This window comes from Polynucleobacter sp. MG-6-Vaara-E2, assembly GCF_018687695.1.
In the GTDB taxonomy this organism is placed as follows: Bacteria; Pseudomonadota; Gammaproteobacteria; order Burkholderiales; family Burkholderiaceae; genus Polynucleobacter.
The window spans coordinates 1,897,449-1,912,077 of the sequence record NZ_CP061303.1 but is presented as its reverse complement, the minus strand read 5'-3'; the positions used below and the strand labels follow the sequence as shown (position 1 = coordinate 1,912,077).

Annotated in this window: 13 protein-coding genes; 8 read left to right on the top strand and 5 right to left on the bottom strand. The window is 45.0% G+C overall.

The features are described from left to right. Positions 1–23 precede the first annotated feature (23 nt). The 6 genes from ttcA to ICV38_RS09850 all read left to right on the top strand — a co-directional run bounded on the left by ttcA (position 24) and on the right by ICV38_RS09850 (position 10,293). Entirely contained in the window at positions 24–932 is a 909-nt protein-coding gene (gene ttcA, locus ICV38_RS09875) for a tRNA 2-thiocytidine(32) synthetase TtcA (RefSeq protein ID WP_215381225.1), read from the top strand. Continuing rightward, positions 929–2,443: a bifunctional UDP-N-acetylglucosamine diphosphorylase/glucosamine-1-phosphate N-acetyltransferase GlmU gene (glmU, locus tag ICV38_RS09870; protein ID WP_215381223.1), complete on the top strand. Its 1,515-nt coding sequence runs from the start codon at positions 929–931 to the stop codon at positions 2,441–2,443. The genes ttcA and glmU overlap by 4 nt, the downstream gene beginning before the upstream one ends. After that, a complete protein-coding gene (gene glmS / locus ICV38_RS09865) occupies positions 2,443–4,275 on the top strand; it encodes a glutamine--fructose-6-phosphate transaminase (isomerizing) (RefSeq protein WP_215381220.1) in 1,833 nt (610 codons plus the stop codon). Before glmU ends, glmS begins: the two co-directional genes overlap by 1 nt. Before the next feature lie 124 nt (positions 4,276–4,399). Next, positions 4,400–5,941, top strand: a complete 1,542-nt coding sequence (locus ICV38_RS09860) for an efflux transporter outer membrane subunit (RefSeq protein WP_215381217.1) — start codon at positions 4,400–4,402, stop codon at positions 5,939–5,941. 169 nt (positions 5,942–6,110) lie between these two features. Further along, positions 6,111–7,250 carry an efflux RND transporter periplasmic adaptor subunit gene (locus ICV38_RS09855; protein WP_215382872.1) on the top strand — a complete coding sequence of 380 codons (1,140 nt, stop codon included), beginning with the start codon at positions 6,111–6,113 and terminating at the stop codon, positions 7,248–7,250. Positions 7,251–7,257: 7 nt separating this feature from the next. Next, positions 7,258–10,293, top strand: a complete 3,036-nt coding sequence (locus ICV38_RS09850) for an efflux RND transporter permease subunit (protein WP_215381206.1) — start codon at positions 7,258–7,260, stop codon at positions 10,291–10,293. A gap of 39 nt (positions 10,294–10,332) precedes the next feature. Here the strand turns inward: ICV38_RS09850 and ICV38_RS09845 are convergent, their stop codons facing one another. The 3 genes from ICV38_RS09845 to ICV38_RS09835 are packed head-to-tail and all read right to left on the bottom strand — an operon-like array spanning position 10,333 to position 11,831. After that, the gene (locus tag ICV38_RS09845; protein WP_215381203.1) at positions 10,333–10,995 is read right to left on the bottom strand and encodes a glutathione S-transferase family protein; all 663 of its coding nucleotides are present in this window, start codon (positions 10,993–10,995) and stop codon (positions 10,333–10,335) included. A 31-nt stretch (positions 10,996–11,026) separates the two neighbouring features. Next, positions 11,027–11,527, bottom strand: coding sequence for a flavin reductase family protein (locus ICV38_RS09840; RefSeq protein WP_215381188.1), 501 nt, complete (start codon positions 11,525–11,527; stop codon positions 11,027–11,029). Positions 11,528–11,534: 7 nt separating this feature from the next. Continuing rightward, positions 11,535–11,831, bottom strand: coding sequence for a hypothetical protein (locus ICV38_RS09835; protein ID WP_215381185.1), 297 nt, complete (start codon positions 11,829–11,831; stop codon positions 11,535–11,537). An 87-nt stretch (positions 11,832–11,918) separates the two neighbouring features. Here ICV38_RS09835 and ICV38_RS09830 point away from each other — a divergent pair, with 87 nt between their 5' ends. Then, complete coding sequence (locus tag ICV38_RS09830) at positions 11,919–12,902, top strand: MDR family oxidoreductase (protein ID WP_215381173.1); 984 nt, start codon at positions 11,919–11,921, stop codon at positions 12,900–12,902. Between the two features lie 17 nt (positions 12,903–12,919). Here the strand turns inward: ICV38_RS09830 and ICV38_RS09825 are convergent, their stop codons facing one another. Further along, positions 12,920–13,096, bottom strand: a complete 177-nt coding sequence (locus tag ICV38_RS09825) for a DUF1289 domain-containing protein (protein WP_215381159.1) — start codon at positions 13,094–13,096, stop codon at positions 12,920–12,922. 38 nt (positions 13,097–13,134) lie between these two features. Here ICV38_RS09825 and ICV38_RS09820 point away from each other — a divergent pair, with 38 nt between their 5' ends. Continuing rightward, positions 13,135–14,226: an MBL fold metallo-hydrolase gene (locus tag ICV38_RS09820; protein WP_215381135.1), complete on the top strand. Its 1,092-nt coding sequence runs from the start codon at positions 13,135–13,137 to the stop codon at positions 14,224–14,226. On the opposite strand, the gene ICV38_RS09815 is transcribed toward ICV38_RS09820, so the two are convergent. Next, the gene (locus tag ICV38_RS09815; RefSeq protein WP_215381123.1) at positions 14,132–14,587 is read right to left on the bottom strand and encodes a PhaM family polyhydroxyalkanoate granule multifunctional regulatory protein; all 456 of its coding nucleotides are present in this window, start codon (positions 14,585–14,587) and stop codon (positions 14,132–14,134) included. The genes ICV38_RS09820 and ICV38_RS09815 overlap by 95 nt on opposite strands. Positions 14,588–14,629 lie beyond the last annotated feature (42 nt).

Below are 14,629 nucleotides of genomic sequence, written 5' to 3'. Positions count from 1 at the left end.
GTTTTTAAAAGAATTGAATTGCTATGGGTGATATTCGCAAAGTTGTCTTCGAAGAAAATAAGCTAGAGAAAAAACTCTGTCGCTTAGTAGGCCAGGCCATTGGAGACTTTGGCATGATTGAAAATGGTGATAAGGTAATGGTGTGCGTTTCTGGCGGTAAAGATAGCTATGCCATGCTCGACATTTTGATGAAGTTGCGTGAGCGTGCACCAATTGATTTTGAGATTGTTGCAGTGAACTTAGATCAAAAGCAGCCAAATTTCCCAGCAGAGATATTGCCCAACTATTTAAAGAGTTTGGGCATTCAATTCCACATTGAAGAGCAAGATACCTATAGCATCGTTAAGCGTGTTATTCCTGAGGGCAAAACTACCTGTGGCTTATGCTCCCGTTTACGCCGTGGTATTTTGTATCGAGTTGCAGATGAGTTGGGTGCGACCAAGATTGCATTAGGTCATCATCGCGATGACATTCTCGAGACATTAATGCTCAATATGTTTTATGCGGGCAAGCTCAAGGGGATGCCGCCTAAGTTGCGTTCGGATGACGGTAAACATATTGTGATTCGTCCTCTTGCCTATGTTCCCGAAAAACTATTGGAACGGTATGCGGGTGACATGAACTTCCCAATTATTCCTTGTGATTTGTGTGGTAGCCAGCCCAACCTTCAGCGCCAAGTAATGAAAGAAATGCTTCGTGATTGGGAGAAGAGGCATCCCGGTCGTGTAGAAAACTTATTCCGCTCAATGCACCACATCGTGCCTTCCCATTTAATGGATGGAGGGGCATTTGATTTTCAAAATCTTGCGATTTCTACCGAGCTCACAGGAATTGGGGCTAGGTCTGCGGGAGATAGAGCAATTGACGAAGCAGATTTAGATGAATTGGCTTGCGGAACCCTCATTCAGGGGACTTATAATCCCCCTTTATGAATATCGTCATATTGGCTGCTGGGCAAGGAAAGCGGATGAAGTCCGCATTGCCTAAAGTCCTCCAAACTTTGGCAGGCAAGCCCCTTCTCCAGCATGTGCTCAATACCGCTTTAACTCTCCAGGGCAAGCCCTCTAAAAATGGACCCATCGTGGTTGTTGGGCATGGCGCTGTAGACGTTAAAGAATTCTTAATAGGCACAGCTCAAGAAGATTCCAGATTCAGCAAGGTAAGCACTGCGCTTCAGGCTCAGCAAAACGGTACGGGACATGCACTACTCCAAGCATTGCCTAAGCTTGATGTGAATGAGCCCACATTAGTTTTATATGGCGATGTACCACTAACGTCTCACAAGACTTTAAGCAGGCTAGTTAAATTGGCTGATGGTGTGCGAGGCAAAGATTCTGCATTGGCACTTCTGACTCAGAACTTAAGCGATCCAACTGGATACGGCCGTATCGTGCGGGATGCGGACGGCTCTGTAAAAGAGATTGTTGAAGAAAAGGATGCATCAGTTACACAGAAAGCCATTCAAGAAATTAATACTGGCATCATGGTGTTGCCGACAAATGCGCTCAAGAAATGGCTGAAGGCTCTGCGCGCCAGTAATGCGCAGGGTGAATACTACTTAACAGACGTTATTGCAATGGCCGTAAAAGATGGTGTACCCATTCGCACTACGCAGGCTGATCATGAGTTTGAAACTGTTGGCGTCAATAGCCGTGATCAGTTAGCTGCCCTGGAGCGATTACATCAACGCAATATCGCCAATCAATTGATGAACGCTGGTGTATCACTTGCAGATCCAAATCGCATTGATGTGAGGGGTACTTTAGCATGTGGCCTCGATGTTTTGATCGACGTGGGGTGTGTATTTGAAGGTAGCGTTACATTAGCATCAGGAGTCGAGATTGGCCCTTACTGCGTGATTCGTAATACCACTGTCGGTAAAGGTGTAGTGATACATGCGTATAGTCACATAGATGGTGCAAAGGTTGGCGATCAGTCAGTGATTGGGCCTTATGCTCGTTTGCGCCCTGGCGCCGATTTATCAAATGATGTCCACATTGGCAATTTCGTTGAAGTTAAGAACAGCAAAATTGCAGCGAATAGCAAGGCAAATCATTTGGCTTATGTGGGCGATTCTATTGTTGGTTCAAGAGTCAATATTGGTGCCGGCACAATTACTTGTAATTACGATGGCGTGAACAAGCACCAGACCATTATTGAAGATGATGTGTTCATCGGTTCTGATACCCAGTTAGTTGCTCCAGTGCGAGTTGGGCGTGGCGCAACATTAGGTGCCGGTACAACCCTGACTAAAGATGCACCCGCCAATCAGCTGACAGTATCTAGGGCGAAGCAAATTTCTTTGCAATGGCAGCGCCCGGTGAAGAAGCAAAAAACAGTAGCGACCAAAAAAGTCAGCGCCAAAAAAGTATCTACAAAGAAACCTCAATCTAAAGCAACTGTAAAAAAAGTGGTTAAAAAAGTAGTAAAGGGTAAAAAATAATGTGCGGTATTGTTGGGGCGACATCACATCAAAATATTGTTGATGTTTTGGTTGAGGGTTTGCGTCGCCTTGAGTACCGAGGATATGATTCTTGTGGTTTTGCAGTGATCGATGGCAACGATGCTAAGCATCCAATTGAAAGAGCTCGCACTACAGCTCGCGTCTCTGAGTTGGCAGCACAAGGCAAAGACTTTCTTGGCACCTTAGGTATTGCGCATACCCGCTGGGCTACCCACGGTAAGCCCGATACCCAAAATGCCCATCCCCATATCTCGAATGATTTAATTGCGGTTGTCCATAACGGCATCATTGAAAACTATGAAAGCCTTCGTGCTGAGTTAAAGGCGGCTGGTTATATATTTACTTCTGAGACTGATACAGAAGTTATTGCCCATTTAATTCATCAGCAGTATGTCAGTAGTAATCAAAAACAGATTGCGCAATCTGTGAAGGCAGTCTTACCCAAATTACATGGTGCCTATGCAATCGGTGTGATCGCACAAGACAATCCTCAAACATTAGTAGGTGCACGCGCCGGATCCCCTCTAGTGGTTGCCCTTGGCGAGCAAGAGAATTTCCTAGCTTCAGATGCTTTGGCTTTAGCGGGCCGCGCTCATTCAATGATGTATTTGGAAGAGGGTGATGTAGCCATTTTGAAAGCCGACAGTGTTGAGGTCATAGATCAATCTGGCAAGTCTGTAAAGCGTGAGCAAAAGCCCATGCCTACACAAGCAGACTCTGTGGATCTTGGCCCCTATCAGCATTACATGCAAAAGGAAATTTTTGAGCAACCCAGGGCCATTGGCGACACGCTTGCGAACATTGTTTCTTTTGGACCCGAATTATTTGGTGCCAACATTGAGGATTGGAAAACATTTGATCAGATTTTGATTCTCGCTTGTGGTACCAGCTATTACTCCGCATGTGTTGCTAAATATTGGCTAGAGGATATTGCTGGTATTCCTACTCAAGTAGAAATTGCCAGTGAATATCGCTACCGTACGACAGTTCCAAATCCCAAAACTTTGGTTGTCGTTGTCTCACAATCTGGTGAAACAGCAGATACCTTGGCAGCATTACGTCATGCAAAGGGTTTAGGACATAAACATACCTTGGCTATCTGCAATGTTGCGAGTAGCGCGATGGTACGTGAAACTGACTGGCACTTTTTAACTAAGGCAGGTGCTGAGATTGGTGTTGCATCTACGAAAGCTTTTACAACACAATTGCTAGCGCTTTATCTATTAGCAGTCTCGATTGCAAAGCGTGCTGACAAAATTTCTGCGGAGAAAGAGAAAGAACTTCTTCGCGAATTGCGTCATTTACCAAAAGCGCTCCATGCAGTTTTAGCTCTTGAGCCCCAAATTATTGCTTGGAGCGATGCTTTTGCAAAATGTGAGAATGCGCTCTTCTTAGGGCGCGGACTGCATTATCCAATCGCACTAGAAGGTGCATTGAAATTAAAAGAGATTTCTTATATTCATGCTGAGGCCTATCCAGCAGGAGAATTAAAGCATGGTCCTTTGGCATTGGTTACAGACAAGATGCCAGTAGTGACGGTTGCACCAAATGACGACTTGCTTGAGAAATTGAAATCTAATATGCAAGAAGTAAAAGCGCGCGGTGGAAAGTTGTACGTTTTCGCTGATCAAGATACTGAGATTGTCAGTAGTGATGGCATCAATGTCATTCGCTTACCAGAGCACTATGGCAAGCTTTCGCCCATCCTTCATGTCGTTCCGTTGCAGTTGTTGGCGTATCACACCGCTTGCGCTCGTGGCACGGATGTAGATAAGCCGCGTAACCTAGCAAAGAGCGTAACAGTTGAATAAATCTTGGGATTGACTTTTATTCCCATTTGTTGACAAATTTAGATAGATAAATCAGGGCTTTACGAAGCCCTGATAGTATTTTTGTGTTCAAATATCCTTTGTAAAAGGATATTCGTTGCAATTCATGTTCCCCTCTAAAGTACCAGTCCTCTCGCGCTCGCACATCCTCGCGCTTATTTGCATGGGCACACTTTCTGCATGCGCGGTGGGACCCGATTTTAAGCAGCCAGAGGCGCCCAAGACTTCTACCTATACCGAGAGCCCCTTATCTAAAAAATTAGCCACTGCTCCTGGTGTTCCTGGTGGTACTGATCAGGAGTTCGTTGAGGGGGCAGATATTGAGGCGCAATGGTGGGAACTCTACAAATCCCCTGAGCTTGATGCCTTAATTAAAAAAGCCTTAGAACAAAACCCAAATTTAGGTGCTGCTGATGCTGCCTTGCGTGCCGCCCAAGAGAATGTGAATGCTCAAGTTGGCGGTCAATATTTCCCCGCTGTAGGTTTTGGGGGTGCCGCTACGCGCCAACTTCAGCCTGCTGCAATTTATGGTCTGCCATATGGCTCCGATACATACAATCTCTATAACACTTCTGTAAACGTGGCCTATAAGCTTGATGTGTTTGGTGGGGCACGTCGGGCTGTTGAGGGCGCTCGCGCGCAAGCAGAAGTTGCTCAATTTCAATTGGAGGGCGCTTATCTCTCTTTAACTGCTAACGTAGTAACTAGTGCAGTTAAAGAGGCTGCCTTGCGTGCACAAATGCAAGCAACTGAAGAAATTTTGAAAGCTCAAACAAATTTAGCGGAAGTGACTGAAAAACAATTGGTCATCGGTACTGTATCAAAAGTGGATGTGACATCCCAACGCACTTTAGTTTCGAATTCACAGGTTGACTTGTTTAACTATGAGAGAAATTTGGCATTTGCACGTAACCAGTTAGCAGTATTAGTTGGTGAGTTACCCAGTAATGCAGATATTACTGAGTTTGATCTTAGTAAGCTTCATCTTCCGGAAAAGCTTCCACTTTCTGTGCCCTCAAGTTTGGTGCGTCAACGTCCGGATGTACGAGCTGCAGAGGCGCAACTGAAGGCGCAGAATGCTTTTGTTGGGGTCGCAACAGCGAACTTACTCCCGCAATTTAATATCACTGGATCAATTGGATCGGCTGCTCTTACCTCTGCCGCTTTGTTTGGACCTAACTCATCCTTATGGGCCATTGGCGGAGGCATTTTGCAGCCCCTATTTCAGGGTGGGCAGTTACTGGCTCAGCGACGTGGAGCAATAGCTAACTACGAGTTAGCAGCCTTTCAATATCAAGCGACTGTATTGAATGCCTTTCAAGAGGTGGCAAATGCATTGCGTGCGCTTGAGACAGGCGCTCAAGCACTCAGGGCGGCATCTGATGCAGAGCGTTACGCCTATGAAACCTTGAATCTCGTTCAACAACAATATAAATTGGGTACAGCAAGTTATTTAGCAGTGCTTTATTACCAAAATCAGTATCAACAGGCAAAAGTGAAATCGGTTGCAGCTCAAGCAACACGATTCTCTGATACAGCAGCATTATTTGCTGCACTAGGCGGCGGCTGGTGGAACCGTGAAGGCCCCGCGTTTAAACCAAAAGCTATAGCGAACAAAGACCAAAATGAAACTTCTGGAAACAATTAAAAGTAAGCTGATTGCTGCCATGATTGCCTTGTGGGCTTGGGCAAAATTGAAGGCCGAGCAATGGAAATTGCGCGAAAAAGTCCTTGCACTTTGGGAAAAAGCTAAAGCTTTCTATGCTCGCATGGGGGCTAAATGGCGCGGAACAAAAGCACATGCTAAGTTGATGGCAATGGAGCCGCTTCAGCGACGCATGACGATTATGTTGTGCGGGGTTTTCTTATTGCTAGGTTTGATTTTTGCTTTTAATCAATTTAAGACCTTCATGATTAAGCATTTCATCTCTGGCATGGGATTGCCTCCAGCGACTGTCTCTACGATGGTGGTTGCTACTTCAGAATGGCAGCCTAAATTAACAAGCGTTGGTAATGTTCGTGCCTATAGAGGGGTTGATCTCAGTACCGAGATTGGTGGTTTGGTGCAAGCTGTACCAGTGAAGTCTGGCCAAGACGTAAAAGAGGGTGAGCTACTGATCAAGCTTAATGATGCATCTGATGTTGCCCAGCTTAACTCTTTAAAGGCGATGGCAGATCTTGCCAAAGTGATTAACGAGCGCGATAAACAACAGCTTGTAATCCAGGCGATCAGCAAGAATGTGTTTGATACCAGCAAAGCTGATGCAATGTCTAAACAAGCCCAGGTAGAGGCACAAACTGCATTGGTTGCTAAAAAAAATCTGAGGGCACCGTTTAGTGGACGCGTTGGGATTGTTTCCATTAACCCAGGACAGTTTGTTAATCCGGGCGATAAATTATTAACCTTACAAACTTTAGATCCGATTTTTGTGGATTTTAATTTGCCGCAAAGTAATGCAGAGCAGATTCAAGTTGGGCAAGATGTCGAGGTGACTACAGATGCGTTTAAAGATGCCAGCTTTAGGGGGAAAATTACTGCAGTAAGCCCCAAGGTTGATACAAATACCCGCAATATTCAAATTGAGGCACAGATTGCTAATCCCGATAAGAAAGTATTGCCGGGTATGTTTGCAAATGTGAACATCAAGTTGGGTGATCAAGTGAAGTTATTAACCTTGCCTCAGACGGCGGTGACCTACAACCCATATGGTTCAACAGTCTTTATTGCTAAGGATACTGGCAAGAAAAACAAACAAGGTAAGCCCGCACTTGAGGCTCAGCAAGTATTTGTGACTACTGGTAGCACTCGCGGCGATCAAGTGGCAATTCTCAAGGGCATTAATGAAGGTGATACGGTTGTTACGAGCGGGCAACTAAAACTGAAGAATGGTACCCCGTTAATTATTAACAATAAGGTGCAGCCAGCAAATTCACCTAATCCTAATCCACAGGAATAGGTAGAAGATGAATTGGACTGATATATTTATTCGTAGACCAGTACTTTCATTGGTCGTCAGTGCACTGGTGCTGGTATTTGGTTTAAAGGCTATTGGTTCTCTACCTGTTAATCAATATCCTCAAACACAAAATGCGATTGTCACAATTACCACTGCTTACTATGGTGCTGATCCTGAGACGATTGCAGGCTTTATTACTCAGCCACTAGAAGCCTCTGTCGCACAAGCACAGGGAATTGATTATCTTTCTTCTACCAGTGTAAGTGGAGTTTCAACCATCATCGCTACATTGAAGTTGAACTATGACTCCAACGCGGCGCTAACCCAGATTCAAACACAAATCAGTGCAGTTAAAAATCAATTACCACCACAAGCTCAGCAACCAGTTTTAACGGTTCAGGTGGGGCAGTCTACTGCTGCTATGTATATGGGTTTTTATAGCGATCAGTTACCTAACAATGCCATTACAGATTATTTATTACGTGTCGTTAAACCAAAACTAGACTCCGTTGAGGGCGTTCAGAATGCTGAAATAATTGGCGGTAGAAAGTTTGCCCTTCGCGCTTGGTTGGATCGCGAAAAAATGGCTGGGCTAGGAGTTGGCGCAGACGATGTCTATAGTGCAATGTCTGCTAATAATTATTTGTCAGCAGTCGGGAGTACTAAGGGAGATATGGTTTCTGTGGACTTGGTCGCAGGCACCGATCTACATACGTTGGATGAATTTCGTAAGCTGGTTGTCAAAAAAGATGGCGTGAATATTGTTTATTTAGATCAAGTTGCCAATGTCTCTTTAGGCTCTGAGGACTACAACACAAATGTCGCATTTAGCGGTAAGCAATCCGTCTTTATCGGCATTAAGGTTGCTCCTCAGGCTAATCTTTTGGATGTAGCGCAGCGTGTCAGAGATGTTGTCCCTGATATTCAAAAACAGTTACCAATCGGCATGAACGGCAAGATTGTCTATGACTCTACTGAATTTATTACTAGCTCTATTGACGAAGTTGTATCTACTTTGCTAGAAGCCTTGGTGATCGTAACGTTGGTGATTTATCTGTTTTTAGGTAGTGTCCGTGCTGTTGCTGTACCAGTGATTGCAATGCCATTGTCATTGATTGGCACATTCTTCTTGATGCAGATGCTGGGTTACTCAATTAACTTGCTAACTCTGCTTGCTCTTGTGCTTGCAATTGGGTTGGTAGTGGATGATGCCATCATCGTAGTTGAGAACGTAGATAGGCATATGAAAGAGGGCAAGTCGCCCTTGGAGGCGTCTCTCATTGCCGCACGCGAGTTAGGCGGTCCAATTTTGGCGATGACAGTTGTATTAATTGCTGTATATATTCCCATTGGCTTTCAGGGTGGCTTAACGGGAGCCTTATTTACTGAATTTGCTTTTACTTTAGCAAGTGCAGTTGCTGTCTCGGGTTTGATTGCTTTAACTCTCTCTCCAATGATGTGCTCTCGAATTTATACAGAAGAGCAAGAAGCCTCCTCTTTTGTGCAAAAGATTGATCAAGTTTTTGATAGGGTGCATCACAGCTATCAAACTTCGTTGCGTGACTTATTAAGCACCTGGCAAGTCATCATCGTCATGGGTGTCATATTGTTGGGCGGAGTTGCCTATTTATATGCAACGGCTCGCGCAGAGCTAGCGCCTACTGAAGATCAGGGGATTGTACTGATGCAAGCATCTGGCCCACCGAATAGTACGGTGAATCAAATGCAGACTTACGCAGATCAGATCTATGCAATTGCAGCAGCTGAACCAGAATATGAACAAGCGTTTCAAATTACCAGTCCAACATCGAGCTTTGGTGGTATTTTGCTCAAGGATTGGGGTGAACGTAGTCGCAATGCTACAAAATTCCAAGAGGATATGCAGCAGAAGTGGAATACGATCGCGGGTGCGCGGGTCGCTGCCTTTCAGTTTCCTGCTTTACCGGGTGCTCAAGGTTTGCCAGTACAGGTTGTTATTAATACCACAGAGTCTTATGAGCAATTGAATGAAGTATCGCAAGCTGTCTTAGATAAAGCCCGGCGTAGTGGCAATTTCTTTTTTGTGGACTCTGACTTAAAAATCGATAAGCCACAAGACGTATTGGTAATTGATCGTGAGAAGGTCGCTGCCTTAGGAATGACTCAGCAGCAAGTTGGTGCTGCCTTATCTGCTGCATTAGGCGGTGGCTATGTGAATTATTTCTCTGTTGCGGGCCGTTCCTATAAAGTGATTCCACAAGTAAAGCAGGTTGATCGATTAAATCCTGATCAAATTTTGGACTACTATATTCGTACGCCTAGTGGCGCCATGATCCAGGCTCGCACAATCGCAAGTATTAAACAAAAAGTTGTTCCGCAGTCAATTAACCATTTTCAGCAATTGAATTCAGCAACGATCTCGGGTGTTAGTACCCCATTTATTTCGCAAGCGGATTTGTTGGAGTACATGCGCCAAACATTAAAAGAGGTGGCCCCCAATGGTTATTCAATGGACTACGCCGGGCCATCGCGCCAATTTATGGCGGAGTCGGGTGGATTCTTAGTTACTATGTTCTTTGCAATTTTGATTGTGTTCTTGGTTTTGGCAGCCCAATTTGAAAGTTTCCGTGACCCAATTGTGATTTTGGTATCAGTGCCGCTAGCGCTTTTTGGCGCACTCATCTTTATTAATCTTGGCTTCACCACCTTAAATGTGTATACCCAAGTTGGTTTGGTTACGCTAATGGGCTTAATTAGTAAGCACGGTATTTTGATCGTGGAATTTGCAAATGAACTTCAAGAGGCAGGTCGCAGTAAATTGGATGCAATTGTGGAAGCAAGTAGCGTTCGCTTAAGACCTATTTTGATGACTACGGCTGCGATGGTCCTCGGTGTAGTGCCTCTCGTGATCGCCTCTGGTGCGGGTGCTGCAGGTCGGCAGTCAATGGGTATAGTGATCTTTACTGGCTTATCAATCGGTACTTTATTTACTCTATTTGTTGTGCCTGCAATGTATCTTTTAATGGGGGCAGATCACCATCAGAGGAAATTTAAGCAAGCGTAACTAAAGAAGAGTAGTTGTACGATTTGGGTGCGCTCAATATCACTTGCTAATAATGTTGAGTTCTTTTTCCGCGAACTCTTGAAAATGCGTATCGGTTTTTAGCTGCTTTAGCCAGCGATCAATATTTTTTAGATCGGCGCGTGCCCCAGTTTCTCTTGGGAAGAACTCATTCAGCAATATCCAGCGATGTACACACAAGGACAGCACAATATCCCCAATCTGAAATTGCTCTCCTGAGCAATAAGCATATGATCCCAGCGTGTGATCGAGCGAGCTAAATAATTGGTTGGTATCTTGATAAGCTTTTTGAATACCAACATAATCACGTTCTGCTTCTGGAACTCTAGTAAGTCCTATAAAGGTGGGTCTTAGCGCTGGCCAAAGAGTACCCACTTGCCAGTCCATCCACTTTTCTGAGCCATACCGAGATTTCACATCTTGTGGAAATCGAAGATTTTTGTCGTGCTGCGATACCAGGTAACGCATGATGGTATTAGATTCCCACAGAGTAAGATCACCATCCTCCAGGGTTGGAACAAGTCCATTGGGGTTGAGTTTTAAAAACTCTGGTGAGCGAACAATGCCAAATTGGAGGCCCGCATCAATACGTTCAAAATCTACACCTTCTTTCAGACCCAGTTCCGCAAGACACCATAATACTTTTTGAACATTGATGGAACTTTTACGACCCCATAAACGCATCTTGGCATTTCCTTACGAGTGTTGATTGGTTTTAGTGAGATTGTATTTCTGAGAAATCGAGGCCAACGAATTTGCTACGGGCAAAAATAAGAGGCTCTTTTTCAGGATGATTTTTGAGATTGATCACTTTAGCAACGATGATATTGTGATCTCCGCCAACATGAACAGAAACTGTTTCGCATTCATAGTAGGCGACACAATGATCAATCTGCGTAAGACCGCTGGCCGCGATCTTGTGATCAACATCATTAAATTGATCTACCTTTACGGTGGCAAAGTGCATCGCTAGCGCTTCTTGCTTGCGCTCAAGCACGTGAATAAGATGCTTTTTGCCAACCTCTACCCATGGCATCAGGCGAGAGTGTTTCTTGAGGCTCCACAGAATAAGCGGGGGCTCTAAGGAGACTGTATTAAACGAGCTAATCGTAATACCGTGAGGCTTTTGATCCTCATCAATACAAGTAATTACTGTGACCCCGGTCGCGAAAGAGGCAAATCCTTTGCGAAGATCTTGTGAGGTAAATGGGGCCATCAGATATTTACTTTTTCTCTGCTTTGGCTGTTGGTTCGATCGTAGTTCCTGGAATAGGAATTAATACTTCGTTTTCTTCAGCTTTTACACACTTAAAGCGATATTCCTTACCTGCCTTGGATAAAAAGCTTGCACCTTCATAGAAATCGTTTTTACAGGTCTTAGTTGCAAAGTCCATCACATCTTGTGGATTGGCACTTGAACTAATGAGGCGCATATTGCCCATAGACATGTTTATTTCAGTGGAATAGCAGCCTGAGAGCAGTGAGCCAGAAATCGCGGTTAATAGTAGAATTTTTTTCATGGAAGCCTCCATAATCAATAATGCTCGTTAGGATAAACCTATTACGCAAAAGCTGTGGGGATTTGCCTCGTTTGAAAAGGAAGAGACATGTTTAAAGCAATATTGATCAATAAAGATGACCAGGGTTATCGCGCTGAGCTAGGCCAAGCGGATGAGGCTCAGCTCCCTGAGGGTGATGTTCGGGTCAAGGTTCTGTATTCAACCTTAAATTACAAGGATGGCCTGGCTATTACCGGCAAAAGTCCTGTGGTGCGTAGCTTTCCAATGGTTCCTGGCATTGATTTTGCTGGTGAAGTAATTGAAAGCTCTAGTGCCGACTTTAAGGCTGGCGACATGGTTCTTCTGAACGGCTGGGGGGTCGGTGAGGGACATTGGGGTGGATTGGCGCAACAAGCGCGCGTAAAGGCTGATTGGCTCATTCCGCTGCCAAAAGGGTTTTCAGCCAAACAGGCCCTAGCAATCGGTACCGCAGGCTATACCGCCATGCTGTGCGTCATGGCTTTGCAAAAGCATGGACTTAAGCCAAGCGATGGTGAGGTGCTGGTAACTGGTGCAGCGGGTGGCGTAGGGAGTTTCGCGGTTCACTTGTTAAGTAAGTTGGGTTTCACGGTAGTTGCTAGTACTGGCCGAATGGCTGAAGCAGACTATTTGAAAAAATTAGGCGCTACTGAAATTATTGATCGTGCTACCTTATCTGAGCCAGGCAAGCCTTTGGCGAAAGAACGTTGGGCTGCCGTATTAGATAGCGTTGGTAGTCATACCTTGGCAAATGCCTGTGCCCAGACAAAGAGTAATGGTGCAGTAGCGGCTTGTGGTCTTGCACAGGGCATGGACTTCCCATCCAGTGTTGCGCCATTTATTTTGCGTGGCGTGACCTTGTATGGTGTTAACAGTGTCACTGTGCCACGTGAAAAACGGATTGCCGCTTATGAACAACTCAGTAAATTAGTTGATCTAAAAACGCTCGATGAAATTTCTCATGAAATTACCTTAGAAGAATCACTAAAGTATGCAAAAGAATTAATGGCGGGTAATGTGCGTGGTCGTTTGATTGTTGACGTTAATAAATAAGACCAGCAAAACTTTATTTATGGGGTAGCTTGAGGTTTGCGAGCCTGCAATTGCGACCAAACTTTAAGCTTGTCAGTGTTTGATAGTTCTGACCAGTCGGCAATTTCGGTAATCGTGCGATAGCAGCCCCGACAATATCCAGTCTCAGGATTAATATCGCACCAGTTGATGCAGGGTGACGGAACTTTAGTCAAAGCAAGTCTAAATGTATTAGAAGAATGAAAAATAAAACATGAGTACTCAAAAACAATCTACTGACGAAACCGCTATTCATTATCCCTTAGGCGACAGGCTTCCGCAGATTGGTGAGACCATCGAGGTAGCGCCCGGCGTACGTTGGCTAAGAATGCGCCTCCCATTTGCCTTGGACCATATCAATCTGTGGCTATTACGCGATGAAATTGATGGAATCTCTGGCTGGACGATTGTGGATTGTGGCATTGCCAATGAGGAAACAAAAGCTTCTTGGGAGCAAATTTTTGTAACCCAGCTTGAAGGCTTGCCTGTGCTCAGAGTTATCGTGACGCACATGCATCCAGATCATGTCGGCTTATCGCAGTGGCTATGCGATAAATGGAAAGTGCCCTTATGGATTTCTATGACTGATTACTTAACGGCGCAGTGGCTTAGTTGCAAAGAAGGCGGCGCTGCGGTTGGAGCGCGTGCCGGTGGCGGGGGTTCGGCAGACCATTTTCAAAAGCATGGCTTAACCAGTCCAGAAGATTTAGAAAAAATTCGGGCACGATCAAATTACTATAGCAATATGGTGCCTGGAGTACCGCGCCAATATCGCCGTATTCTTGATGGTGAATCCATTTTGATTGGCGGTCATCCTTGGCAAGTCATTATGGGTTTTGGGCATGCACCCGAGCACGCATCTCTCTTTTGTAAAGCGCTAGATATTTTGATTTCGGGGGATATGTTGTTGCCTCGTATCTCAACGAATGTCAGTGTTTATGATGCCGACCCAGATGCTGATCCCCTTGGCTTATATTTACAGTCTCTTGAAAAGTATTTGCCCTTACCCGATGAAACATTGGTTCTGCCTTCGCATGGCAAACCATTCACTGGTATGAAGCCTCGTATTGCACAACTCAATGCGCATCATGATGAGCGTTTAGCAGAAACGCTTAACGCATGTAAAAAACCGGCAACTGCACGTGAGATAGTGCCGGTTTTATTCAGGCGCGAATTAGATATTCACCAACTTACTTTTGCTATGGGTGAGGCTATTGCTCATCTGAATTACCTACTTCGTCGAGGAAAGTTGGTTCGCCAGCTTTGCGAGGACGGCGTTTTGCGGTTTTCCGCGGTTTCGCTTTAACGCTGCTTGTTTGATTGGCGGTCTCCTCTTTGGGCGCTGTAGCTGCGGCACCTGCCGCAGAAACGGCATCACCGAAAGACTTGAGAGCCATCATGGTGGCATGTTGAACTTCAAGTCCTTGAATTGTTGACTTCAAAATGTTGAGGTTGAGATTAAGCCAGTTCTCAACACTTTTAAGGTCTTTGATGCGTTTCTCGAGTTCTTCGGTATCCATGCCAGGAAAAGCTGATCCTAGACCACCACCAGCCTTTGAGGCATCAGTAGTGAAGGGAAACTGCCCAGCTTGACCTGCCGCACCTTGACCCCACATGGTTTTAAACATTTCAAGGCTTTGATTGAATTCTGGAATAGTTCCAAACATAGAGGCTCCGGGGTAAATAAAAAGTGGCTTTTCCAATAGAAT